General features: G+C 70.2%; 28 protein-coding genes. 11 read left to right on the forward strand and 17 right to left on the reverse strand.

Translation table 11 applies throughout. From position 1 onward, the window contains the following. The first annotated feature begins 44 nt into the window (after positions 1-44). From ACF08W_RS27575 to ACF08W_RS27590, 4 genes are all read left to right on the forward strand, one after another. Positions 45-737 carry a haloacid dehalogenase-like hydrolase gene (locus ACF08W_RS27575; protein WP_392280859.1) on the forward strand — a complete coding sequence of 231 codons (693 nt, stop codon included), beginning with the start codon at positions 45-47 and terminating at the stop codon, positions 735-737. Between the two features lie 359 nt (positions 738-1096). Continuing rightward, positions 1097-1258 (forward strand): hypothetical protein, encoded by a 162-nt coding sequence (locus ACF08W_RS27580; RefSeq protein ID WP_392280860.1) that lies wholly within the window; start codon positions 1097-1099, stop codon positions 1256-1258. A 97-nt stretch (positions 1259-1355) separates the two neighbouring features. After that, the gene (locus ACF08W_RS27585) at positions 1356-2567 is read left to right on the forward strand and encodes a JmjC domain-containing protein (RefSeq protein WP_392280861.1); all 1212 of its coding nucleotides are present in this window, start codon (positions 1356-1358) and stop codon (positions 2565-2567) included. A gap of 14 nt (positions 2568-2581) precedes the next feature. Then, positions 2582-3361, forward strand: a complete 780-nt coding sequence (locus ACF08W_RS27590) for an aldo/keto reductase (protein WP_392280862.1) — start codon at positions 2582-2584, stop codon at positions 3359-3361. Here ACF08W_RS27590 and ACF08W_RS27595 read toward each other — a convergent pair. From ACF08W_RS27595 to ACF08W_RS27610, 4 genes are all read right to left on the reverse strand, one after another. After that, positions 3349-4206, reverse strand: coding sequence for a hypothetical protein (locus ACF08W_RS27595; RefSeq protein ID WP_392280863.1), 858 nt, complete (start codon positions 4204-4206; stop codon positions 3349-3351). The two genes, ACF08W_RS27590 and ACF08W_RS27595, sit on opposite strands and share 13 nt — an antisense overlap. A gap of 131 nt (positions 4207-4337) precedes the next feature. Then, the gene (locus ACF08W_RS27600) at positions 4338-5003 is read right to left on the reverse strand and encodes a nitroreductase (protein ID WP_392280864.1); all 666 of its coding nucleotides are present in this window, start codon (positions 5001-5003) and stop codon (positions 4338-4340) included. A gap of 36 nt (positions 5004-5039) precedes the next feature. Next, positions 5040-5258: a DUF397 domain-containing protein gene (locus ACF08W_RS27605; protein WP_392280865.1), complete on the reverse strand. Its 219-nt coding sequence runs from the start codon at positions 5256-5258 to the stop codon at positions 5040-5042. Beyond that, positions 5255-6109: a helix-turn-helix domain-containing protein gene (locus tag ACF08W_RS27610; RefSeq protein WP_392280866.1), complete on the reverse strand. Its 855-nt coding sequence runs from the start codon at positions 6107-6109 to the stop codon at positions 5255-5257. The genes ACF08W_RS27605 and ACF08W_RS27610 overlap by 4 nt, the downstream gene beginning before the upstream one ends. A gap of 193 nt (positions 6110-6302) precedes the next feature. On the opposite strand from ACF08W_RS27610, the gene ACF08W_RS27615 reads away from it, so the two are divergent. Together ACF08W_RS27615 and ACF08W_RS27620 are read left to right on the forward strand one after the other, a co-directional pair. Next, positions 6303-6719: an ATP-binding protein gene (locus tag ACF08W_RS27615; protein WP_385214834.1), complete on the forward strand. Its 417-nt coding sequence runs from the start codon at positions 6303-6305 to the stop codon at positions 6717-6719. Next, positions 6716-7255, forward strand: coding sequence for a hypothetical protein (locus ACF08W_RS27620; protein WP_392280867.1), 540 nt, complete (start codon positions 6716-6718; stop codon positions 7253-7255). Before ACF08W_RS27615 ends, ACF08W_RS27620 begins: the two co-directional genes overlap by 4 nt. Positions 7256-7269: 14 nt before the next feature. Here ACF08W_RS27620 and ACF08W_RS27625 read toward each other — a convergent pair whose 3' ends face one another. The 4 genes from ACF08W_RS27625 to ACF08W_RS27640 form a co-directional block, all read right to left on the reverse strand. Next, the gene (locus ACF08W_RS27625) at positions 7270-7533 is read right to left on the reverse strand and encodes a hypothetical protein (protein ID WP_392280868.1); all 264 of its coding nucleotides are present in this window, start codon (positions 7531-7533) and stop codon (positions 7270-7272) included. Between the two features lie 241 nt (positions 7534-7774). Continuing rightward, a complete protein-coding gene (locus ACF08W_RS27630; protein WP_392280869.1) occupies positions 7775-8248 on the reverse strand; it encodes a hypothetical protein in 474 nt (157 codons plus the stop codon). Between the two features lie 389 nt (positions 8249-8637). After that, positions 8638-9042, reverse strand: coding sequence for a hypothetical protein (locus ACF08W_RS27635; protein ID WP_392280870.1), 405 nt, complete (start codon positions 9040-9042; stop codon positions 8638-8640). 190 nt (positions 9043-9232) lie between these two features. Then, complete coding sequence (locus tag ACF08W_RS27640) at positions 9233-10090, reverse strand: oxaloacetate decarboxylase (RefSeq protein WP_392280871.1); 858 nt, start codon at positions 10088-10090, stop codon at positions 9233-9235. 591 nt (positions 10091-10681) lie between these two features. On the opposite strand from ACF08W_RS27640, the gene ACF08W_RS27645 reads away from it, so the two are divergent. Then, entirely contained in the window at positions 10682-11206 is a 525-nt protein-coding gene (locus tag ACF08W_RS27645; protein ID WP_392280872.1) for a hypothetical protein, read from the forward strand. A 57-nt stretch (positions 11207-11263) separates the two neighbouring features. On the opposite strand, the gene ACF08W_RS27650 is transcribed toward ACF08W_RS27645, so the two are convergent. After that, on the reverse strand, positions 11264-13201 hold the full coding sequence (locus tag ACF08W_RS27650; protein WP_392280873.1) for an AMP-dependent synthetase/ligase: 1938 nt from the start codon (positions 13199-13201) through the stop codon (positions 11264-11266). A gap of 157 nt (positions 13202-13358) precedes the next feature. Further along, the gene (locus ACF08W_RS27655) at positions 13359-14627 is read right to left on the reverse strand and encodes an acetyl-CoA C-acetyltransferase (RefSeq protein ID WP_392280874.1); all 1269 of its coding nucleotides are present in this window, start codon (positions 14625-14627) and stop codon (positions 13359-13361) included. Positions 14628-14698: 71 nt separating this feature from the next. Between ACF08W_RS27655 and ACF08W_RS27660 the strand changes: the two genes are divergently transcribed. Both ACF08W_RS27660 and ACF08W_RS27665 read left to right on the forward strand, forming a co-directional pair. Then, positions 14699-16027: a 3-oxoacyl-ACP reductase gene (locus ACF08W_RS27660; protein WP_392280875.1), complete on the forward strand. Its 1329-nt coding sequence runs from the start codon at positions 14699-14701 to the stop codon at positions 16025-16027. A 5-nt stretch (positions 16028-16032) separates the two neighbouring features. Continuing rightward, complete coding sequence (locus ACF08W_RS27665; RefSeq protein ID WP_392280876.1) at positions 16033-16899, forward strand: MaoC family dehydratase; 867 nt, start codon at positions 16033-16035, stop codon at positions 16897-16899. Here the strand turns inward: ACF08W_RS27665 and ACF08W_RS27670 are convergent. The 6 genes from ACF08W_RS27670 to ACF08W_RS27695 all read right to left on the reverse strand — a co-directional run bounded on the left by ACF08W_RS27670 (position 16835) and on the right by ACF08W_RS27695 (position 22244). Next, on the reverse strand, positions 16835-17482 hold the full coding sequence (locus ACF08W_RS27670) for a TetR/AcrR family transcriptional regulator (RefSeq protein ID WP_352278567.1): 648 nt from the start codon (positions 17480-17482) through the stop codon (positions 16835-16837). The genes ACF08W_RS27665 and ACF08W_RS27670 overlap by 65 nt on opposite strands. 136 nt (positions 17483-17618) lie before the next feature. Further along, a complete protein-coding gene (locus tag ACF08W_RS27675; protein ID WP_392280877.1) occupies positions 17619-19007 on the reverse strand; it encodes a dicarboxylate/amino acid:cation symporter in 1389 nt (462 codons plus the stop codon). Positions 19008-19461: 454 nt separating this feature from the next. Further along, positions 19462-19716 carry a DUF4229 domain-containing protein gene (locus tag ACF08W_RS27680; protein ID WP_385214868.1) on the reverse strand — a complete coding sequence of 85 codons (255 nt, stop codon included), beginning with the start codon at positions 19714-19716 and terminating at the stop codon, positions 19462-19464. A gap of 174 nt (positions 19717-19890) precedes the next feature. Next, positions 19891-20421 carry a GNAT family N-acetyltransferase gene (locus ACF08W_RS27685; RefSeq protein ID WP_392280878.1) on the reverse strand — a complete coding sequence of 177 codons (531 nt, stop codon included), beginning with the start codon at positions 20419-20421 and terminating at the stop codon, positions 19891-19893. A 106-nt stretch (positions 20422-20527) separates the two neighbouring features. Next, on the reverse strand, positions 20528-21691 hold the full coding sequence (gene mqnE, locus ACF08W_RS27690; RefSeq protein ID WP_352278562.1) for an aminofutalosine synthase MqnE: 1164 nt from the start codon (positions 21689-21691) through the stop codon (positions 20528-20530). Between the two features lie 97 nt (positions 21692-21788). Next, on the reverse strand, positions 21789-22244 hold the full coding sequence (locus tag ACF08W_RS27695; RefSeq protein WP_352278560.1) for an Lrp/AsnC family transcriptional regulator: 456 nt from the start codon (positions 22242-22244) through the stop codon (positions 21789-21791). Positions 22245-22374: 130 nt separating this feature from the next. On the opposite strand from ACF08W_RS27695, the gene ACF08W_RS27700 reads away from it, so the two are divergent. Continuing rightward, complete coding sequence (locus ACF08W_RS27700) at positions 22375-22509, forward strand: hypothetical protein (protein WP_256260259.1); 135 nt, start codon at positions 22375-22377, stop codon at positions 22507-22509. A gap of 17 nt (positions 22510-22526) precedes the next feature. Here the strand turns inward: ACF08W_RS27700 and ACF08W_RS27705 are convergent, their stop codons facing one another. Then, a complete protein-coding gene (locus ACF08W_RS27705; RefSeq protein ID WP_352278558.1) occupies positions 22527-23201 on the reverse strand; it encodes a UbiX family flavin prenyltransferase in 675 nt (224 codons plus the stop codon). Positions 23202-23339: 138 nt separating this feature from the next. Between ACF08W_RS27705 and ACF08W_RS27710 the strand changes: the two genes are divergently transcribed. Then, on the forward strand, positions 23340-23933 hold the full coding sequence (locus ACF08W_RS27710) for a rhomboid family intramembrane serine protease (RefSeq protein WP_352278557.1): 594 nt from the start codon (positions 23340-23342) through the stop codon (positions 23931-23933). Positions 23934-23960: the final 27 nt, after the last annotated feature.

Raw genomic sequence — 23960 nt, forward strand, 5'->3', positions numbered from 1 at the left:
GTTCCTGCGGTGCAGGGGCGGTCGGAGATCCCTACTCTGGCGCCATGCGGCTCATCGTCCTGTGGGACATCGACCACACGCTCATCGAGAACGGCGGCGTCAGCAAGGAGATTTATGCCGCTGCGTACTCGACTCTCGTGGGCCGCCCCCCGGCGGGACCAGCGAGAACGGAGGGTCGGACGGATCGTCTGATCATGCGCGGCATGTTCCAGCAGCACGAGGTGGCGGAGCCTGAGTGGCCCGTTGTCGAGGCTGCTCTCGCCCGTGCTGGTGTGGGGCGTGAAGAAGAACTGTGCCAGCGGGGTATTGCATTGCCCGGTGCACACGCGGCACTTACGGCTGCGGCAGGGCGCCGCGGCTGGGTCTCATCAGTCCTGACGGGCAATATCGCGGCCAACGCTCGCGTGAAACTGTCCGCCTTCGACCTCGATCCGCTGTTGGATCTCCCGGTCGGAGCCTACGGCGCCGATGCCGAGCAGCGGCCCGACCTCGTGGCGGTCGCACGCGAGCGGGCACAGCGCCTGCGAGGCGTGCGGGAGGACACCCCAGTCGTGCTGATTGGTGACACCCCTCGTGACGTCCAGGCTGCCCTCGTCACTGGCTCGGAGATCATCGCCGTCGCGTCGGGCATCAACAGCGCCGACGAACTGGCTACTGCCGGCGCTTCCACGGTGCTGCCGGACCTGGCCGACACGGAACGTGTGATCACGCTTCTGGAGGGCTTCGCGAGGCACTGAAAACGTCCCAGGACGTTCTCGGGAGCGTCCGCATACGCGGTAACGCGGTCCCGGCTCCTTCGGTCACGCTCAGGGCTCCAACAAGGCACGCCCGGAAGCTCCAGGAACAGTGCTGGCAGACCGCCCCCTCGTCGGCAACGGAAGTTTCGACGCTCTCAGCGTGCCCCGCTCCACGCACAGACATGGAGGGCATCCTCCGAGCCCAGCGGGGGCGGCATCGCTGCGCCAGAGCGACGCCCACTCCGCCCCGTGGCCCAAAACCCACGGCCACGAGGCAGCCTCTCTCGGTACCGAGCGCCGCCGCACACCAAAAGCGTCCCGCCATCCCGGCGGGAGATCACTAGAGGAAGGAGCACCAAGTGGAGGACACCAAGGTCTCCGTGGAGGAGGGCCTTCTCATGGCCGTGGAAGCCCTCGCGAGCGTCCATGACCGGCACGACAGCAACGCCTCCGACCCGGGACAGGGCAGCTCCGGCGACGGCCCCTGGCCCACCGGTGACGGGCTGAACCACGTGGCGTGAGCACCGCCGATGCCCTGGCGGAGGGGCCGCTGCGTGAGGGCCCCTCCGCGTTTCACGTCCCATCCACGGACACGAAGAGAAAAGGGGAAACGGTTCCATGGAACACCGTCTGGTCCACGCGGTCGAAGAGGCGCTGGGGTGGGATGGCCCGGCACCGCTGGGGACAAAGTTCGCCCGGGGAAGCATCTGCGCCCCCGAGGTCGTCACCAGGCTCCTCACGCCGCAGCGGCTGCTCGACCTGGTCATGCGGCGGAGCGTGTCCAACCCGCAGTTTCGGTTCTTCAAGGGCGGCGAGGAGATGCACCCCGACACCTACCTAAACCGACAGGTCACACCCCGTGGCCAAGCCGTGCCCATGGCGGACATGCGCCGCATCGGCAACCATTTACGGGATGGGGCGACGCTGGTCCTTGATCAATCGAATGTCTTCGACCCCACCATGGAGGTGGCGTGCCGAGGGTTGCAGTGGTGGTCGCGCGAGCACGTCCAGGCCAACATCTACCTGACCACAAATGACGCCTCCGGCTTCGACCTGCACTGGGACGACCATGACGTCGTCATCGTGCAGCTCGCCGGCGAGAAACAGTGGGAGGTACGCGGCAGCTCAAGGCCGGTACCGATGTACCGGGACGCCGAGCGAAACAACTCGCCCAGCGAAGAGATTGTCTGGGCCGGCACCATGGAGACCGGCGACGTCATGCATATTCCGCGCGGCTACTGGCACGCGGCCACACGCGCAGGCATCGGCAGCGGACACAGCACCCATGTGACATTCGGTTTCGCCAAGCGCACCGCCGTGAGCTGGCTTACCTGGCTGGCAGATTGGTCCCGCCAGGAAGAAATCTTCCGACACGACCTCGACCGCTGGGGCAGCACCGACCAACAGCAGGACCAGCGGCGTCGACTGACCACTGCGGCCACCCGGCTCATTGACACTCGCGACCCGGCAGTCTTCCTCCGGCGCCGCGGAGAAGAAGCCCCGCCCGGCCGTCACGTCCCCTTCCTGGACATCTTCGGCCCTTTGGAAGCAGCAGTGTGCGTAACCGCCTTTCCGCCGACGATCACGGAGGACGGGAAGACGGTCGTCGTGGAGGCAGCAGGCAAGAAGCTCACCTTCGCGGCCAAGGCCCTGCCTGCCCTCCGTGCGCTCCTGAGCGGGCATCCCGTACGGCTGGACGACGCTACCCATTCCATGGCAGCCGAGGTGAAGGACCTGGCGAAGATCCTGGTGAGGGAGGAACTGTGCGCGAGCCTGACCCCCGAATTGTCCTCGGGCTACACCGGTCTCGTTACGAACGCCGGATCCTGATCGACTCACTGGACATGGGTATCACCGCGATCGACACCAGCTTCAACTACCGAGGTTTCACAGCCCACGCCACTCTCGCAAACGTTGCCAGCGATCTGCTGCCCCACTTCGTGCTCTCCACGAAGGTCGGCACCTTCCCCGGCACCGGCCGACCCGAGCACTCCCTCGACCCGGTTCGGCTGCGGGCGGCACTGGAACAGACCAACCGCGAACTGGGCCGAGTGCCAGACCTCGTATTCCTGCACAACCCGGAACGCTCTCTTCGCATTCCTGCCGCTGTGGCAAAGGATGCCCTCGGCCAGGCATGCGCCACCCTGGCAGCAGCCGTAAAGGTCGGTCTGTGTGGTGCTTGGGGTATCTCCTCGTGGGACCCACGCCCCCTACCCGACCTCGTCGACACCACCATGCCCAGGCCCGCCGCCCTCATGGTTCGCGCGGGTCTCCTCGTCGGCATCGATGTCCTCGAAGCCTCCGAGGCACTTGCAGCTCGATGGCGTATTGCACCTGACCACATCTGGGGGATGAGCCCCTTCGGAGGCAACGCGGACGACCCCGTGTGGGGACAGCTGGACCCCCGCTTCTTCGTCTCGGAGGAGGACAACGCCGTCTCCGCACTCCAGGCCGCGTTCCGTACGGCCTTCTTGCTCCCGGAGGTGGGAAGACTCGCCGTTGGCACAAACGACCCCACCCACCTCCAGGAGCTGGCCGACGCACTCCGGTACGAACCTGATACCGACAGGCTCCGAGCGTACCGGCAGCTCCTCCAGGAGCGGGCTGACCGTCAGGGGGCCTGAAGGTCCGCTGCGACCTGCTCCGCCATCCGGCGGGCGGGCTCGAGGCGCGGATCCTCGTGGTGCGCATCCGGGGCGAGGATCTTCGCGCAGACGAACAGAGTCATCAGCTTGCCGTCCCGGCTCTCCAGGTCGTGTCGCCTCTCGTGGCGCACGCGCTCGGCGAGAGCCGGAACGGCAAGCGAGTTGCCCCACAGCGACGCGGCGTCGAGTCCCTTCGGGGCCAGTCCCCAGTCCTCCCAGTCGAACAGACAGAATTGCGGCCCGGACATGTTCGCCCAGTTCAGATCGGCGTGCGCCGGCTGCCACTGACGTACCTCGGTGTCGATGCCGACCGGGAGGAAGCGGCGAACCGCCGCCGCCACCCCACCCTGTGTGATCGGCACAGTGTCGGAAGTCGCCACGCGGCTGGTGCTCTGCGCCGAGAGCGCGCTCAGGGAGCGGTTTAACGCTTCCCACCACACCTCCGGCAGGAGTGGATCCGCCACCAGGACACTGTTGCCCACCGGAGCACCGGGGAGCAGGTCGGTCTCGTCAGCGCGCCACATCACCGGCTCGTCCCGCTGGCGCCACGCCGCACCGCGCCACCAACGCGGCATCGCGACGCCTTCCAGCAGTGCGGCACATTCAGTGCCGTTCCAGCCCTGGTTCCCGATCTTCTCGAAGCGGCGCCGTTCAACACGCACCCAGGTGTCGCGGTCCGTCCTTGCGCCGAGAGACCGGCGTTTACGTACCAGGGTGGCTCGGTCCAGCCGAGTCATCAGCATCCGTTCAACCTCATCGAGGACGATGTCTACCGACTCGACCCGCAAGTCGAAAGCGGCGGCAGCTGAAACGGAAGACGGCACTGTACCTCCTTGGCGACCAATCGACGTTAGCAAGCAGTGATGCCCTTTGGGCCCAGGAAGGAGCCGAAGCCGCCGGAACTGCCACAGCAGAACGCAGCTGAGCGGCTGCGCGTCGCGGCTTCCCCGCCCGCTCACCCCCCGATGAAGCGCACCGTCTCCGCCAGGTCCGCCCGGTCGGTACGCAGCGGGGGCACGCTCTCGTCCTCGTACCCGACCGAGATCCCGCAGAACAGCATCTGCCCGTCTTCGGCCCCGACCGCCTCACCGACGGTCGTCCGGTACATCGACCACATGATCTGCGGGCAGCTGTGCAGCCCCTCCGCCCTCAGCAGCAGCATGACCGTCTGGAGGTACATCCCCAGGTCCGACCACTGCGCGGACCCCATCGCCCGGTCGAGGTAGCAGAACAGCACGACCGGCGCACCGAACGCCCCCGCGTTCAGGGTGGCGATCTTCCGGGGGCGGTCGGGGTCGCCGCGCTCGATCCCCAGTGCGGCGTACCGCTGGGCGGCAGCGGCGGCGAACCGGTCCGCGTACGGGGAGGCCATGTCGGCCGGGTACATCGGGTACTCCCGGTCGTCCCCCGGGTCCCCCGCCTCCGCCCTGGCCGTCGCGCGGCGCTTCAGCTCGGCCAAGGGCTCGCCGGTCACGACGTACAGGTGCCACGGCTGGAGGTTCCCGCTCGACGGCGCCCGCGTCGCGGCGGCCAGCACGCGCCGGAGCACGTCCACCGGCACCGGCTTGTCACTGAACGCCCGGACGGCCCGCCGACTGTCCACGGCCTCGTACACGTCCATGGATCCGCTCCCCCTACCAGCCGGCCCGCGCCCGCCTCAGATCGCGCCCTCGCGCACGGCGGCGACGAACGCCTGCCACGAAACGGCCCCGAACACCTGGGCTCCGCGACCCCGGTCCTTGGTGTCCCGCACGGCCTGACGACCGGAGGCCAGAACGGCATGCTCCACGCAGTTGTTGTCCACACCGCTGTAGCTGCTCGTGCGCCAACTCACGGTCGCCAGCTCGCCGGGCGGACGGTTCAGGTTCTCGTTCATGTTCTGCTTTCCTCGATGAGGTCGCGGATGTAGCGGCGAGACGCGCTCGGGGAAAGTGCGGCGGCGGTCAACTCGTCCCATGCCTTCGCATACCTCTGAACGTCCCCACGCTGCTCAAGCAACGTACCACCGGTCAGATGCTCCAACCACACCACTTCGACCGGGGGTTCGGGCATCAGACTCAAGGCCGCGAAGGACATGTACTGCTCCATGGGCAGCGTGGAATCCAGCGGAAGAACCTGGATGGTGACATTCGGGCGGGATCCCTCCGTCAGCAGGTGCTGCAACTGCTCGCGCACGACATCGGGACCGCCGCCGATGCGGTGGAGGGCTGGAGAGTCGATAACGGCGCGCAGCAGGAATCCCTCAGTGTTGTCGAGGAGTTCCTTGCGCTTCATACGCGTCTGAACCAGTGTCTCGATCTTCTCCGCGGACGGGACGACTCCGAACACCTGACGCGCGTACGCCTCGGTCTGCAGGAGCCCGGGCACGAGCATGGGCTCGAACGTGCGGACCGCTTGGGAATCTGCCTCCAGCGTCAGGTAATCCTTGAGCCCGTCACGCAAGAGCGGACCGTGCCCACTCCACCAGTCGACCTTGTGGATCTCCTTCGCCAAGCGCCGCAAGTTCGCTCGATATCTCTCGTCCTCGACTCCATAGAGGTTGAACAGGGTCGTCAGGTCCAGCGGCCGGATGCCGCGCTTGCCGTTCTCGATCTGACTGATCTTGGGCTGCCCGCACTCCAGGGCATCCGAGGCGTCCTGAACCTTGAGGCCGGCTTCCAGTCGGAGCCGACGAAGTTCCCCGCCGAGTCGGCGGCTGCGCATGGTGGGCATATCGCTCTGAGCCATGGCCACATGATGGTCACGCCCTTCCAAGGCCGACAACTGCCTTCAACAAGACACACCCGAACGAATGAACACGACAAGGAATACTTGCCTACGGGATCGTTCTCACGGCACGATCCATCGCACTGCCGAGAGCAATCGGCCCATCACCGTGCGTTGATCCACTGGCGCGCTCTCACTCCATGCAGGAGGAGCCATGACCGTGACGACGGAGATCGAACCGCCGCACTACCGACACGAGTTGTTCGTCCACCCGCAGTCGCTCGCCCATATGCGGCGCATCGTCAGCTGTCTGGTGGACCTGTGGGACTTCCAGGAGTTGACGCACACCGCCGCACTCTGCGCGCACGAACTCCTGACCAACGTCGACCGCCACACCCCCTCACCCCGCTGCACGTTGACGCTGCAACGCCGTACGGATGGCGTACGGATCACAGTCGGCGACTCCAGCCCGACGCCTCCCACCCCGCGCACCCCTGACTGGGTGGCCGAGAGTGGGCGGGGGCTGGCGCTCATCGGTGGGCTGGCCTTCGACTGGGGCTCCGAACCCGCGCCGTACGGCAAGAACGTCTGGGCCGACCTGCGCAGTTCGCGGCAGAGGAGCATCGCGTGAGGCGGCCCGACGCCCTGGCGCCCCGGCACGCGGCGGCCGAGCTGGCCTCGGCGCTCCGGGAGGCGGGCATCCGCGTCCCGGTCCAGAGGGGCGGGCCCGAACCGCGTTCCGGCGTGGTCGGGTTGGGGTCACTGTCCCCCGCCGAGGCGCGCCGGTTGGCCCAGTTGGTCCGTACGGGTACGAAGCGCACGCTCAAGGCCGCGCGGGCCCTGCGCGACGTGCTCGACGCCTACCGCATCGACCTCTCGGGCATCCAGGTCCGGGCCGGGCGCATCGCGCTCGGCACCGCCTCGCCGGCCACCGCCGAACGCCTGGCCCGGTTGCTCGGCGCCGCCCGCCCCGATCCGGACACCCCGCCGACCCCGCTCGACGCGGTCCGGGTCGCCGAGCGGCTGCGCGACGCTGTCGCCGCCACCACGGGCGGTGACGTGCTCCACGTCCGTGTACGGGAAACGGCGGACGGCGAAACGGAGTTGGGGCTCGGTTCCATCGATGTGGCGGCGGCACGGCGCCTGGTCACGGCCCTCCGGTTCTGAACCCGGCCCTCGGCCTACCTCTCGACCGTGACGGCCCAGCGGACGCCCGCCGGGGCCGTGATCCGTACGGTGCCCTCGCCGCGCGCCTTCTTCAGGTGGACCTCGTTGTAGGCGCTGCTGACCTCGCCCTTCACACAGTCCAGGGGAAACGAGAGCGCGACGCCCATGACCGTGACGTCGAGGGTGCCCTCGCCCTGGCAGTTGACCTGGACGGCCAGCGTTCCGGTGCCGATCCGCCCGGCCAGTGGAAGCTCCGCGTTCCCCTGCCTGGATGCCACGGACAGCAGGACCGGGCCGTCGCCGACCGGCCGGGGCGCCCGGGACACCGTCTCGCGGTCACCGTTCCGGAGGGGTGCCGGGCTGCTGACGGCGAGGCGTCGGCCGAGGCGGCCGCCACCGGCCCCTCCCGACCACTGTCGCACCCGGTCAACGCGACCAGCACGGCTGCGGCAGCGACCCCGGCGAGACGTGCGACGGAAGCCGTAGGGGCAGAGGGACGAACGCTCGGCATTCCCACCATCACCGCCCCACCCTCTTCTCCCGACGGACGACAGGGCAGGAATCGCAGACGTGGCCGTCGATCTCCCTCACCAGGCCACGGGCAGCCGCCCGCACGACGGCGTCCTCGTCACGGACCAGAACATCCGCCACGCCCCTACCGTCGAGCACAGCCCGGTGGGCCGCCCGCTGCACCTCGATCCTGGGAGGGTTGGCGTGTTCGAGGATCGTCCGCAGCAACTCGATCACACCGGGTCGGCTGGTGACCCAGTCGGTCGCGGCCAGTTCCCAGAGATACGGAACCGCCTCCACCGTCGCGTCGAAGACAGCCAGCTCACCGAGCCACAGACCCAGATCGCTCAACACCGAACCGCCGGTCCGGGCGTCACCCCACGCCACGCGCGACAGTCGCCCCGGAACCTCCGCCGCCGATCCGTACGCATGTGTCAGCTCATGCCACCGGACGCGGTCCATGCCCTTGAGGATCGTCCCCACCCCACACCCCAGTCCTGTTGCCCGCCCGTGACGCCGAACTCCCCCATCAGACCTCACGCATCGCGGTGACCACCAGCACTGCCCGGGATTCCCCGGAAGGTCCGACGTCCACGGCAGTACGGGGCCACCCGCCCGACCGGCGTCACCGGTCGGGCGGGCCGCATTCGACCGCCGCATGGACGAAGCGCGCTTTCTGGACCTCCTTGAGGGTGTGGGCCACCGTCCCGCCATGTTCACCGGCGCTCCCACGGTGGATTCCGTCGCCGTCCTCCTGACCGGCTCCGTCCTCGGCGTGGCGCACGGCGACGAGCGCACGCACACCACGGACCCGGGCTGAGTCCGGACCTCAGTGCTCAGGGGTCAGAAGGGCAGGGGTCAGGGGGCAGGGTTCACGAGGGCGGCCGGGCGCCCGTGTCGTGGTCGGCGTCGCCCTCCGGGTCGTCGCCGCCGGTCGCCGCGGACTCCGCCGGTGCGGGCGGCGGGAGCGGGGCGTCCTCCTCCTCGTCGTCCTCGTCGGCCTGTTCGTCCGGGGCCGCCTGGACGCCCACCGCCTGGGACGACGAGACGTGCTGGTCGATCGCGCCGCCACCGCCGTCGTGGTCGCTGCCCGCCGTGCCCTTGCTGAAGGGGCCCAATACGTTCAGGGTGCGGTCCACCTCCAGCCAGGAGTCGGCGTTGGAGTTGTCGATGGTGATCAGGGACGGTCCGTGGTGCGTCTCCATCCCGCCGTCCGGGGCGTCCGCCCACGCCGTGCCGGTGACGGCGGCCTGGCAGAGGGCGCCGAGGGTGATCAAGAGGGCGGCACGCGAGGCTGCGGAAGGGAGGGGGATTCGTGGTGCTCGTGGTGCTCGTGGCACGAGTGGCTCCGGTCTCTCGAGGTGGGGGGCGGGGGTCGGGGGCGCGCTTCTGCCATCCGTACGGTCCCCGCCGATGCGCGGAGCGGGGACCGTACGGAGTCCGTGGGCGCGCCCTGGTCCGTACGGGTCAGGCGGACGCGGGGACCGGGTGGTGGCGGCTGATGTTGCGTTCCAGCAGTTCGGTCGAGCGCTGCACCCCGATCCCCTCCGAGGCCACGAACTCCGGGAGCCGGCCGTCCGACGCCTTCAGCTCCGACAGCGCGGAGTCGATCGCGGCGTGCGCGGCGAACAGGCACGGGGTGCTGTAGATCGCCACCTGGCAGCCCAGATCGTCGAGTTCGGAGAGCGAGAGCCGGGGCGACTTGCCGCCCGCGATCTGGTTGAAGAGCAGCGGCTTGTCCCCGGTCACCTCACGGACGCGGCGGATCCACTCGACGCTGCGCACCCCGTCGACCAGCACCACGTCCGCGTCCGTCGCCGCCAGCGCCTCGGCCCGGCGCAGGATGTCGGCCTCCTCCGTGGCGTCCGTGCGGGCCACGACGAGCAGGTCGCGCCGGCTCTTCAGCACCAGGTCCAGCTTCTCCAGGTACTCCTCCAGCGGCAGCACCTGCTTGCCGTCCGCATGCCCGCAGCGGCGCGGGCGCTTCTGGTCCTCCAGGATGATCCCGGAGGCGCCGATCCGTTCCAGCCGCTGCACCACGTGGCAGGCGACCTCGGGGTCCACGTAGCCGTCGTCGATGTCGACCAGCAGGTGGTGCGCCGGGAAGGCCAGCCGCAGCCGCTCCACGAAGGCCACCATGTCCGGCCAGGCGATGAACCCGATGTCCGGCAGCCCGTAGTGGGAGGCCGCGAAGCCGAATCCGGACACGAAGAACCCGTCGTAATGACGGGCCACGACCGAGGCCGAGTACATGTCGTAGATACCGATGAGAGGGGTCGTTCCCGGGGCCCGGACTTCTTCCCTCAGCGCAGTTCCGTAACGCATGGCGTCTCCTTACCGATGAGTCGTCGATCCACCGGACCGATGGCCCGGCGAATTCGTTGGACATGAAAGGCAGTTGAGAAGTTTTCCGCCGCCCCGGATGCCATTGACGTGGGCTCCTGCGGCGCGCTGACGCGTGGGGGGAACGGCGGTGATCCCGCTCCTTACCGGCACGGGGCCGTCCTCCTGCGAAGACGGTTATACCTATACCCACGTGACTCTCCCTTTACCTTCGGACACGCCGCGTTTGACCTTGCGTACGAAACCATCGGGCGCACGCCGGAGCGTTCACGGAGCATGCGCAGAACACTTGCGGGGCAAGGGAGTTGCGGGAACGAAATTCTTCCGATCATCCGCTGCAATGGCACTCCGAAAGGCGCCGGAGCGAGGCCGTACCGTCGAACTGTTCGACCACCGCGCCGCGCGCCTTCGGCCGTCCGATGAAAGCCCCGGGTCAACCCCGGCGACCGTCTTTCACACGATGGGCGACCCTCGGAACGGGTCCGGGCCGGGCAGGATCGCCGCAGCCGAAAGCCTCGAAGCCTCGGCCGACCTTCCGAAGGATCTCCGAAGGATGGACAAGGAGTGCCTCACATGACACGACGTATCGGTCCGCTCTCCGCCCGCGCGGTCGTCGCCGCCCTCGCCGCCGCGTCGGCCCTGCTGGCGGCCGGGGCCGCGCAGGCCGTCGTCCGGGCCGCCGCCCCGGCGAAGTACGCCAAGCACGAGGACGCCGCCGCCGTGCTCACGAAGGCGGGGGTGACCTGGACGTCCAGCGGCAAGTGCTCCGACCGGAGCAGGAAGACGTGCACGTCGTTCACCGGGATCAACAAGGCGTCCGTCGACGGTGTCATCGCGTTCAAGAAGGCCAGCGGCTGCAAGGTGGTCATCACCGGCGGCACCGAGGCGGGCCACTCCCCCGGCACGTACAGCCACAGCAACGGCTACAAGACCGACATCTCCACCAAGGTCGCCTGCGTCAACACCTACATCAAGGGCAAGCTCGCCAAGGCGGGCAAGCGCAGCGACGGGGCCGCGCTGTACAAGTCCGCCGCGGGGAACGTCTACGCCAACGAGGGCAGCCACTGGGACATCACGCACTACAACGGCAAGGTGTAGGAACGGTGGTGCCCCGGCCCGCCCGGGGCACCACCCGCCTCCGCCCCCCACCCGCGTTCACTTCCGGTACAGCGCCTCGATCTCGGCCTCGAAGTCGCGGGCGATCGCGGCGCGCTTCAGCTTCAGGGACGGGGTCAACTGCCCGGCCTCCTCGGTGAAGTCGACCGTCAGGACGGTGAACTTGCGGATCGACTCCGCCCGCGAGACCAGTTGGTTGGCCTCGTCGACGGCGCGTTGCAGGGCGGTGCGCAGCTCGTCGTCGTCGACCAGTTCCCGGATCGGGACGTCCTGCTTCTTCGTCATCCGGCGCCAGTGCGCGAGCCCCTCCGGGTCCAGGGTGATCAGCGCGGCGACGAAGGAGCGGTTGTCGCCGACCACCATGCACTGGCTGATCAGGGGGTGGGCGCGCAGCCGGTCCTCCAGCGGGGCCGGGGTGACGTTCTTGCCGCCGGAGGTGATGATGATGTCCTTCTTGCGGCCGGTGATCGTGAGGTAGCCCTCGTCGTCGAGCGCGCCGAGGTCGCCGGTGGCGAACCAGCCGCCCTGCCCGGCGGGCGTCACCTGCCCCCGCTCCCCGTCCCAGTACCCCTGGAACACCTGGCCGCCGCCGAGCAGCACCTCGCCGTCGTCCGCGATCCGAACGGCGGTGCCGGGCAGTGGCCAGCCGACGGTGCCCAGGCGGGGTTTGAGCGGCGGGGTGACGGTGGCGGCGGCGGTGGTCTCGGTGAGGCCGTAGCCCTCGTAGATCTCGACGCCGGCGCCCGCGTAGAACGCCGCGAGGCGGCGGCCCAGCGGGGAGCCGCCGCAGATCACGTGCCGGACGTGCCCGCCGAGCGCGGCCCGGATGCGGCGGTAGACCAGCGGTTCGTACAGGGCGCGGGCGGCCCTGAGGCCGACCCCCGGCCCGGGGCCGGTGCCGTGTTCGGCGGCCTCGACGGCCTCCCCGTAGCGCTGGGCGATCCGGGCGGCCCGGTCGAAGGAGGCGGCGCGGCCCATCCTCTCGGCGGTGGCCCGGCCGGTGTTGTACACCTTCTCCAGCACGTACGGGATGGCCAGCAGGAACGACGGCCGGAAACCGGCGAGGTCGTCGAGGAGGTCCTCCGTCCTGATCGACGGGGCGTGGCCGAGCCTGACCCGGGCGCGCAGGCAGCCGATCGCGACCATCCGCCCGAAGACGTGCGAGAGCGGCAGGAAGAGAAGGGTGGAGGCGGGGTACTTGCTGACCGACTTGAAGACCGGGTGGAGCAGTTCGATCGCGTTGTCCACCTCGGCGAAGAAGTTGCCGTGGCTGAGCACGCAGCCCTTGGGGCGGCCGGTGGTGCCGGAGGTGTAGATGAGGGTGGCGGGGGTCTGCGGGGTCAGGGCGGCGCGGCGGGCGGTGACGGCGTCGTCGGGGACGTCGCGGCCCGCCTTCCTCAGCCGGTCGAGGGCGCCGGTGTCGAACTGCCAGAGGTGGACGAGGCCGCCGAGCCCCTTGCGTTCCTGGCTGATCAGCCGGGCCTGTTCCGTCGTCTCGACGGCGCAGGCGGCGGCGCCGGAGTCCTGGAGGATCCAGCGGGCCTGGAGGGCGGAGGAGGTCGGGTAGACAGGGACGGTGACGAGCCCGGCGGCCCAGGCCGCGAAGTCCAGCAGGGTCCACTCGTACGTCGTACGGGCCATGATCGCGATCCGGTCGCCGGGGCCGAGCCCTTCCGCGATCAGCCCCTTGGCGACGGCCAGGACCTCCTCGGCGAACTCCGCCGCCGTCACGTCCCGCCACCCGCCGCCCCCGTTGTCGTCGCCGCTGCCTCCGCCGGGGTGTTTGCGGCTGAGGACGGCCTCGGTGGGGGCCTCGCGGGCGTTGTCGAACGGGATCTCGGCGAGCGAGCCGCGGCGCACCTGCGGGGCGGCGGGCGGTACGGCGGCCTGCCGGACGGTTCCGTCCGCGCCCCGGGTGAGGGTCGGTTCGACCAGCACGGGGGCGGACGCGGTGGATGGCGTGGGTGGCGTGGACACGTGCGGCTCCTCGGCGTGGTGGCGGGCGGTGGCGCCGGGTCCGTCCGGCGTCCGGTGCGGTGCTGAACGTGCTCTACGTGCTTTACGTGCTCTACGTGCTGTCCCGTTACGAATAACCGCGTCATGGCCCCGGGGCCTTCACACGGACCCGGAGCGCTCAGGGACGTTCGAGGATGGCCGTGACGCCCTGGCCGCCCGCCGCGCAGATCGAGATGAGCCCCCGCGACGGCCCGTCGCGCTCCGCCAGCAGCTTCGCCAGCGTCGCGACGATCCTGGCGCCGGTCGCGGCGAACGGGTGGCCGGTGGCGAGCGAGGAGCCGGCGAAGTTGAGCCGGTCCCGGTCCACCGGGGCCAGCCCCTGCTTCTCCCAGGCCGCCAGGGTGGCCAGCACCTGCGAGGCGAACGCCTCGTGGATCTCGAACAGGTCGAAGTCCCCGATGGTCAGCCCGGCCCGCTCCAGCATGCGCGGAACGGCGTACGCCGGGGCCATCAGCAGACCGTCCTCGCCGTGCACATGGTCGACGGCGGCCGTCTCGTACAGGGAGAGGTAGGCGAGCGGTTCCAGTCCGCGCTCGCGGGCCCACTCCTCGCTCGCCAGCAGCACGGTCGCGGCGCCGTCGGTGAGCGGGGTCGAATTGCCTGCGGTCATCGTGGCGTCGGGGTGGTCGGTGCCGAACACCGGCTTCAGCGTGGCGAGTTTCTCCACCGTGGAACCGGGGCGCAGGTTCTGGTCGCGCTCCAGCCCCTGGAACGGCACCACCAGGTCGTCCAGGAAGCCGCGTTCGTACGCCGCCGCGAGCCGCTGGTGGCTGGTGGCGGCGAGCAGGTCCTGCTCCTCGCGTCCGATCCCCCAGCGGCGGGCGGTGATCGCCGCGTGCTCCCCCATCGAGAGGCCGGTGCGGGGCTCCGCGTTGCGCGGGATCTCCGGGACGAGGTGGCGGGGGCGCACCCCGGCGAGCACCTTGAGCCGGCCGCCCGTCGACTTCGCCCGGCGGGCGGCCAGCAGGATGCGCCGCAGTTCGTCGTTGACGCCGAGCGGTGCGTCGCTGGCCGTGTCCGTGCCGCCCGCGATCGCCGAGTCGACCGCCCCGAGCATGATCTTGTTCGCGGCGGCGACGACCGCCTGGAGCCCGGTGCCGCACGCCTGCTGGATGTCGTACGCGGGGGTGCGCGGGTCGAGGGCCGAGCCGAGCACGGTCTCCCGGGCGAGGTTGAAGTCACGGCTGTGCTTGAGCACCGCGCCCGCGACGAACTCGCCGACCCGCTGCCCCTGGAGCCCGAACCGCTCGACCAGACCATCCAGCGCCGCCGTCAGCAGCCGCTGGTTGGAGACTCGCGCGTACGGGCCGTCGGAGCGCGCGAACGGGACGCGGCTGCCGCCGACGACCGCGACCCTGCGGGGCTGCGGGAGTGCGAGGGGGATCATCTCGACCAGCTCCTGACTCTTGAGTAACCTTACTCTGGAGTAAATCTACGACCGAGCAGGGAGTCTGGACAATGGCCGACCGCTATCTGCGCTTCACCGGCACCGCACCCGGCCGTTTCCTGACCCGGCGGCTCGGGCTGCCGCAGCCCGCCGCGCTGCGCCCCTGGTCGCCCGGGACGCCGACGCTGGACGGCCCGCTGCTCCACCTCACCGCCGGGGACTCCGCGGTGACCGACCGGCTCGGGGCGCTCCTCGCGTCGACCGGACTCGACGTCTCCGGCCCCGGCGGCACCGCGGAGCGCCCCGCCGGGATCGTGCTGGACGCGACGGGGGTCGTCACCCCGGGCGGGCTCGCCGAGGTCCACGCGGCGCTGCATCCGGTGATCCGCTCCCTCGCCCCGGGCGGGCGCGTCGTGGTGCTGGGGGTGCGCCCGTCCGCCGACGACCACCACCAGGCCGCCGCCCAGCAGGCACTGGAGGGGTTCGTGCGCTCCCTGGGCAAGGAGGTCGGCCGGGGCGCCACCGTACAGCTGCTCCGGATCGTCCCGGAAGGCGTCGGGGCGGCCGGGTCCACCCTGCGTTTCCTGCTCTCGCCCCGGTCCGCGTACGTCAGCGGCCAGGTGATCGAGCTGACCGCCGCCGAGCCCGGACCCGTCGCCGATCCGGCGGCCCCGCTCGCCGGGCGCACCGCCCTGGTCACCGGCGCGGCGCGCGGCATCGGCGCCTCGGTCGCCGGGGTGCTGGTCCGGGACGGTGCCCGGGTGCTCGTCCTGGACGTCCCGGCCGTCCGCGACGAACTGGCCGCCACCGCCGAGCGGCTCGGCGCCACCGCGCTGCCGCTGGACATCACCGCCGACGACGCCGCCGAGCGGATCGCCGACGCGGTCCCGGACGGCCTCGACGTACTCGTCCACAACGCGGGCATCACCCGGGACCGCCGCCTCGCCAACATGCCCGCAGAACGCTGGGCATCGGTCGTCGACGTGAACCTGGACTCGGTGCTGCGGACCACGGACGCCCTGCTGAAGGCGGGCACCCTCAACCACGGCGGCCGGATCGTCGCCACCGCGTCCATCGCCGGGATCGCGGGCAACAACGGCCAGACCAACTACGCGGCGAGCAAGGCGGGCATCATCGGCCTGGTCCGCTCCCTGGCCCCGCGCGCCGCCGCCGAGCACGGCATCACGGTCAACGCGGTGGCGCCCGGCTTCATCGAGACGAGGATGACCGCGGCCGTGCCGCTGTTCATCCGGGAGGCGGGCCGCCGGATGAACTCCCTGGCGCAGGGCGGACTCCCGGTCGACGTCGCCGAGACGGCCGCCTGGTTCGCCCAGCCCGGATCGGCGGCCGTCAACGGCCAGGTCGTGCGGGTCTGCGGCCAGAGCCTGCTGGGAGCGTGACCCTCATGTCGAAGATGAACGTGACACTCGCCCGGGCGACTGTCACCTCCTTCTTCAAGAGGGCGGGTGCCCCCGGCGCCGTTCTCCCCGCCGAACGGGCCGTCCGCCCGGCCGCACCGCCCCCGCCCGGCCCGCTCGCCGCGTACCGCGAGGTCTGCGGCTTCACCGGGCCGGACACCGCGCTGCCGCTCACCTATCCGCAGGTGCTGGGCTTCCCGCTCACCATGGGGCTGATGGCGGACCGGGCCTTCCCGCTGCCGGTGCTCGGTCTCGTCCACACCTGGATCGAGATCACCCGCCACCAACCCGTGCACCCCGCCGACGCGCTCGAACTCACCGTGTACGCAGAGGAGTTGACCCTGCACCGGCGCGGCACCGAGGTCACGATGGTCACCGAGGCGCGGTGTGCGGACACCCTGGTCTGGGAGTCCCGCAGCGGCTACCTGTCCCGGCACGACCGGGACACCCCCGTCCCCGGCACTCCCCGGGCTCCCGCCACCGCCGAGGAGCTTCCCGCCGTCGCCGAATGGCGGCTCCCCGGCGACCTGGGACGGCGGTACGGCGCCGCCTCCGGCGACCGCAACCCCATCCACCTGTACCCGCTGACCGCCCGGCTCTTCGGCTTCCCCCGGGCCATCGCCCACGGCATGTGGACCGTCGCCCGCTGCCTGGCCGAGATCCCGCGCCCGGACGAGGTCCACCACGTACGAGCCGACTTCAGGGCTCCGGTCCTGCTGCCCGCCACCGTCACCTACGCGGCCGACGACACCGGATTCCAGCTCCGCTCCGCCACCGGCCGCGTCCACCTCACCGGGCGGACGCGGCGTGCTCCCGGTCCGGGGCAGGAGGCTGCCAGGGGCGGCCGTTCATAAGGTTCTCCAGCCCCGCCCAGGAGAAGTTCATCAGGGTGGCCGCGGCCTCCTTCGCCGAGACGCCCGGGGTCTCGTTGGCCCAGCCGGCGAGCGACTCCGCGGCCCCCACCAGCGCCTGCGCGAGCCCGGCCACATCGCGGTCGGGCAGCTCCGGGTCGCGGTGCGCCTCGCGGGCCGCGGCCCCGATCAGCTCCGTCACGAACGCGACGATCTCGTCGCGCATCACCGCCACCTCGTCGGCGAACGGCTCCCCGTGCGTACGCGCCTGGCGGTGCAGCACCGCCCAGCCGTCCGGGTTCTCGGCCGTGTGCGTGAAGAACGCCCGCAGCCCGGACCAGAGCTGCCGGTCCGCCGGAAGCCCCGGCTCCGCCCCGGCCCGCACCGCGTCGACCAGCGCCTTCGCCTCACGCCTGATGCAGGCGGTGAACAGCTCCTCCTTGGAGTGGAGGTACAGGTAGACGAGCGGCTTGGAGACCCCCGCCAGCTCGGCGATCTCGTCCATCGAGGCGGCCCGGTACCCCCGCTGCCCGAAGGTCCGCACGGCGGCGTCCATCATCTGCCGCTCGCGCACGGCACGCGGCATCCGTTTGTTCTTCACCGCACCCACGTCGAATCCCTTCCGCCCCCGGTCGCACCGCTCTCCCCCGGTAAGGGTACGAGGACGCCCCCGGTCCGCGCTCGCGGACCGGGGGCGTCCCGTGCTGTCGTACGCGCACCGGCTACGCGGTGGCCGGAACCCGCTCCGGCTCGACGTCGCGCACCTCGGCGTCACCGGCCGCGCCGGCCGGCGCCTCGGTCTCACGCGTCGCGTCGTCGACCGGCGAGGAGGAGGCCGAGTTGTACGCGTCGTGGTCGAGGATCTTCTCGCGGGCCGCGACGATCACCGGGACCAGCGCCTGGCCCGCCACGTTGGTGGCCGTACGCATCATGTCGAGGATCGGGTCGATCGCCATCAGCAGGCCGACGCCCTCCAGCGGGAGGCCCAGCGTCGACAGCGTGAGGGTCAGCATGACCGTCGCACCGGTGAGACCGGCGGTGGCCGCCGAACCGATCACCGAGACGAAGGCGATCAGGATGTAGTCGCCGACACCGAGCTGCACATCGAAGATCTGCGCGATGAAGATCGCCGCCAGCGCCGGGTAGATCGCGGCGCAGCCGTCCATCTTGGTGGTGGCGCCGAACGGGACCGAGAAGGAGGCGTACTCCTTCGGGACGCCGAGGCGCTCGGTGACCTTCTGGGTGACCGGCATGGTGCCGACCGAGGAGCGGGAGACGAAGGCCAGCTGGATGGCCGGCCAGGCACCCTTGTAGAACTGGACCGGGCTGAGCTTGGCGGCCGTCGCGAGGAGCAGCGGGTACACGCCGAACAGCACCAGGGCGCAGCCGATGTAGACGTCGGCGGTGAACGTGGCGTACTTGCCGATCAGGTCCCAGCCGTAGTCGGCGATGGCGTAGCCGATGAGGCCGACGGTGCCGATCGGGGCGAGGCGGATGACCCACCACAGGGCCTTCTGGAGCAGCTCCAGGACGGACTCGCTGAGGGTGAGGATCGGCTGGGCCTTCTCGCCGAGCTGGAGGGCGGCGATACCGGCGACGGCGGCCATGAAGACGATCTGGAGCACGTTCAGCTCGGTGAACGGCGTGATCACGTTGTCCGGGATGATCCCGGTCAGGAAGTCGAGCCAGGAGCCGGCGTGCTCCGGCAGCTTGCCGTCCTTCGGCGTGAGTCCGGTGCCCGCGCCCGGGTTGGTGATCAGACCGATCGCGAGGCCGATGGCGACCGCGATCAGTGAGGTGATCATGAACCAGAGCAGGGTGCGGGTGGCCAGCCGGGCGGCGTTGTTGACCTTCCGCAGGTTGGTGATCGACACCAGGATCGCGAAGAAGACGAGCGGCGCGACGGCCAGCTTCAGCAGCTGGACGAAGATGTGGCCGACCTTGTCGAGCGTGGTGTACAGCCAGCCGATGTCGTAACTGCGGGCCAGCCAGCCCAGGACGACACCGAGGACGAGACCGGCGACTATCTGGGCCCAGAACGGGACCTTGGGAAGCCGGAAACCGGAGCCGGACGGGGTCTCGGCAGCGGTGGACGCGGGATTCGCGGACACGGACACACTCCAGATGTGACGCATCGGGGCGCACGGGGGCAGGGATTCGTGGGACGGGGGTGGGTGCGGCGCCCGCGTCAGGGGTGGCGCCGCTGCATGGTGCCGTTCAGACTGCGCGGCAACAGACCGCGGACATACAGCGGCAGAGATCGACATGCAGGCGCACCACGAGCGGGATGCTCATGGCGTGTCGAGGGCGCACTGCTGTCTTCATGCCCAACACGTTAACACTTGAACTTTGGGAACCTCAAAGGCCTTCTTTGACTCTTCCCTCTTCGCGCATCCGCCATGCCTGGGCCCGTTCCGCCCCGGCCCGTCCCGTTCCGCCCGGGAACGACAGAAACCCCGGCGTCACGGAGCGGGTGCTCCGGGCCGGGGTTCCGTGAAGTACGCGTGCGCGCCGCGGGGTGTGAGGAAACTTACCCGTCCCTCACTCCGTTCCGGGGGCCTTCGTTCACGAGGTGACGTGGTCCTCGCGGGTGCGGTTGGACTCCAGGCGCCGCTTGGCGCGGTCGACCTTGCCGACGATCTGCTCGGACATCTCGTCGCGCTGCTTGCGCAGCAGCACGTAGCTGAGCGGCGCGGACAGGACCAGGGCGAGCAGAATCACCCAGACGACGTTCGAACCGTTCGTCCCGGAGGGCAGCAGACCGAAGTGGACGGCGACGGCCGCGACGAGGAAGCAGCCGACGAAGATGCTGAGGCGCATCGCGGTGTACCGAATTGTCGCGCTCGGCTTGGCAGCGGACACAGTTGGCCTCTCTCTCAGCGTATGACGTCCTTCGATCCTGCCCGACCAGTGAAGCATGCCCCGGAATCGATCAGTTCGGAGGGCTCCGCCAAAGGAGGCCCCGCGTCGCACCGCCCGGAGGGTCCCCGCCGGTCAGACGGTTCCCAGCGGCAGCAGCATGATGATGTCGTCCCGGTCGTCCCCCTCGGCCACCCGGATCGCGTCGGGCACCCGCCCGACCTCCTTGTAGCCGCAGGATCCGTAGAAGCGGTCGACGCCGGTGCCGCCCCGGCAGGTGAGCCGGATCGCCTCGATGCCGTCGAGGGAGCGGGCGGCATCGGCCGCGGCGGCCATCAGGTCGCGCCCGTACCCCTTGCCCTGGTGACGGGGGTGGACCATCACCGTGTAGAGCCAGAGCCAGTGGGTCATCAGCCGGTGGGTGTTGAGGGCGAGGAAGGCGGTGGCGGCGACCGCCCCGTCCGCGTCCCGGCCGACCAGCAGACGGGTGCGCCCCTCACTCATCGCGGCCAGGTGCTTGGCCATCTCGGGCCGGATCTCCTCGGCCGTCACGGGCGGTACGAAGCCCACCGCGCCACCCGCGTTGGAGACATCGGTCCACAGCGCGACGACGCCCTCGCAGAGCGCGCGGTCGACCTTCGGGTCCAGTTCGAACGTAAGAGCCATAGCGGCAGAGTAACCCTTACCCGCCATCGCGCTCAAAGTCTGTCCGGAACGCGAGAAAGCCCTGGCCACAGGGGTCAGGGCTCTCGCGTGCGGGGCGGTCGGCGGGTCAGACGCGCATGGGCTGCGGCGACTCGCGCCGGTCGGCGTCCGGGCCCGGGTACTCGCGGATGATCTCGTAGCGCGTGTTGCGCTCGACCGGCCGGAAGCCCGCGTCGCGGATCAGGTCCAGCAGGTCGTCGCGGCCGAGCTTGTTCGGCGTGCCGAAGTTGTCCGCGTCATGGGTGATCTTGTACTCGACGACCGAGCCGTCCATGTCGTCCGCGCCGTGCTGGAGCGCGAGCTGGGCGGTCTGCACCCCGTGCATCACCCAGAAGACCTTGACGTGCGGGACGTTGTCGAAGAGCAGCCGGGAGACCGCGAAGGTCTTCAGCGCCTCGGCGCCGGTCGCCATCGTCGTCCGCGCCTGGAGCTTGTTGCGGATCTTGCCGTCCTGCATGTCCACGAAGTCGTGCTGGTAGCGCAGCGGGATGAAGACCTGGAAACCGCCGGTCTCGTCCTGGAGCTCACGCAGCCGCAGCACGTGGTCGACGCGGTGCCGGGGCTCCTCGATGTGCCCGTACAGCATGGTCGCCGGGGTCTTGAGCCCCTTCTCGTGGGCCAGCCGGTGGATGCGCGACCAGTCCTCCCAGTGGGTGTTGTGGTCCACGATGTGCTGGCGGACCTCCCAGTCGAAGATCTCCGCGCCGCCGCCGGTCAGCGACTCCAGACCGGCCTCGATCAGCTCGTCGAGGATCTCGGAGGCGGAGAGCCCGGAGATCGTCTCGAAGTGGTGGATCTCGGTGGCGGTGAACGCCTTGAGGGAGACCTGCGGCAGGGCTTCCTTCAGCGCGCTGAGCGAGCGCGGGTAGTAGCGCCACGGCAGGGTGGGGTGGAGGCCGTTGACGATGTGCAGCTCGGTGAGGTTCTCGCCCTCCATGGCCTTCGCCAGACGGACGGCCTCCTCGATGCGCATGGTGTACGCGTCCTTCTCGCCCGGCTTGCGCTGGAACGAGCAGTAGGCGCACGACGCCGTGCACACATTGGTCATGTTGAGGTGGCGGTTGACGTTGAAGTGCACGACATCGCCGTTCAGCCGGGTGCGCACCTGGTGCGCGAGGCCGCCGAGCCAGGCCAGGTCGTCCGACTCGTAGAGCGCGATGCCGTCCTCACGGGTCAGGCGCTCACCCGCGCGGACCTTCTCCTCCAGCTCGCGCTTGAGCCCGACGTCCATGCGGCTGCCTCCCAGTTGTCGATGTGCGGTGCGTGTCCCGGCGATGGCTGATACCGGGCGAAACCCCCGGCCGTCCGGGGGTTCCACCACGGTACGCCTACGGCTGCTCGGGCAGTTCGCCGACCCGGTTCTCCCACTTGGTGGAGAGCACGATCGTGGTACGGGTGCGCGAGACGCCCTTCGTACCGCTGAGCCGGCGGATGGTGCGCTCCAGCCCGTCCACGTCGCCGACCCGCACCTTGAGCATGTACGAGTCGTCGCCCGCGATGAACCAGGCGTCCTCGATCTCCGCCAGGTCCTTCAGCCGCCGCGCGACGTCCTCGTGGTCGGCCGCGTCGGAGAGCGAGATGCCGATCAGGGCCGTGACGCCGAGCCCGAGGGACGCGGAGTCGACGGTGGCGCGGTAGCCGGTGATGACACCGGCGGATTCCAGCCGGTTGATGCGGTCGGTGACGCTGGGCCCGGAGAGCCCGACGAGCCGTCCCAGCTCGGCGTACGAGGCCCTGCCGTTCTCCCGGAGTGCCTGGATGAGCTGCCTGTCCACCGCGTCCATATGACTGAAACCTTCCATTGTTCAGCAGTATCGCGAGTTTAAGTGTAGAATTTAAGGCACACAGGCTTCATCGCCTGCAAATCTTCCCGAGTATCCGCATAAATACTTTCGAATCTTCAGGAGTGAGACCGTGTACACGATCGAGATGGCCTACGCCCGGATGCGCGAGCTTCAGGACCTGGCCAACCGCTCGCGTGCCCACCAGCCCGCCGCCGCGCACCGGGTCGACCGGACCCGTAAGCCGCGCGCCATGAAGAAGCGCTGACCACAGGCCCTTCCGGGTCAGCCACGGGAGTCACGGGAGCCGCCACCGAGCTCTCCCTCCCACCGGCGGTACAGGCCGTGCGGCACCCCTGCCGCGTCCAGTACCCGACCGGCGACGAAGTCCACCAGATCCTGGATGTGCGTCGCCCCCGCGTAGAACGCCGGAGAGGCGGGCAGCACCACGGCGCCCGCCTCGTCCAGGCTCACCAGATGTTTCAGCGTCTGCCCGTTCAGCGGCGTCTCGCGCACCGCGACGACCAGCGTCCGCCGCTCCTTGAGCGTCACGCTCGCCGCCCGCTGGAGCAGATCCTTCGAGAGCCCGAGCGCCACCCCGGCCACACAGGCCGTCGAGGCCGGAACGATCAGCATCCCCTTCGCCGGGTACGAGCCCGAGGACGGCCCGGCCGCGAGATCACCGGCCGCCCAGTACCGCACGCCCTCGACGTCCACGTCGAAGGTGTGCGGTTTGCCGTCCGCACCGCGCGCCAGCCAGCTGCGCAGGTCCTCCTGCCAGTGCGCGTCGCGGAACGCGATCCCCGTCTCGTCCAGCAGCGTCAGCCGGGAGGCCCGGCTCACCACCAGATCGACGCTCTCCCCCGCGGCCAGCAGACCGCGCAGCACCGAGGCGGCGAATGGGGTGCCCGAGGCACCCGAAACCCCGACAATCCAAGGCCGGCGCTGCTGTTGGCTCACTGATGTCCCGGATTCCACACGCATGAGCCTATCCGGCCGCACCGGACCGGAACCGTCGACGGTGCCCCGGCGTTCCCGGTGGGGGAACGGGAACGGCGCGGCCGCCCCCAAGGACACGGATACGAGCAGGGGGCCACGATGAGCGCACTCACCGGGTACACGGCACCGGAGCGGCCCGCCGGCGACCGGGCGCGGGCCGCGGCCAAGCTCATGGCGGGCTGGGTGGCGCTCCTCTGGCTGCTCGAGATCGTCGACACGGCGACCGGCCACGCGCTGGACGGCTTCGGGATCGAGCCGCGCCGGGCCGCCGAGCTGGTGGACGTCGTGCCCGCGTCCTTCATCCACTTCGGCTTCGGCCATGTCGCGTCCAACAGCGTGCCGCTGCTGGTCTTCGGCTTCCTCGCCGCGCTCGGCGGCATCCGCCGGTTCCTCGCCGTGGCCGCCACGATCATGGTGGTCGACGGACTGGGCGTCTGGCTGGTCGCGCCGGAGTACTCCAACACGGCGGGCGCGTCCGGGCTGGTCTTCGGCCTCTTCGGCTATCTGCTCGTCCGCGGATTCGTGGACCGCAGAGTGCTCGACATGGTCGTCGGGCTGGTCGTCGGCGCGATCTGGGGCTCGACGATCCTGCTGGGGCTCTCCCCCGCCAACACCTCGGTGAGCTGGCAAGGGCATCTGTTCGGCCTGGTGGCGGGGGTGGCGGCGGCGTTCGTCTTCCGCCGCCGTCCCTGAGAACCGTCGAACGGCCGGCCCCGGCCC

It is taken from the genome of Streptomyces sp. NPDC015144 (assembly GCF_043079735.1).
Lineage (GTDB): Bacteria > Actinomycetota > Actinomycetes > Streptomycetales > Streptomycetaceae > Streptomyces.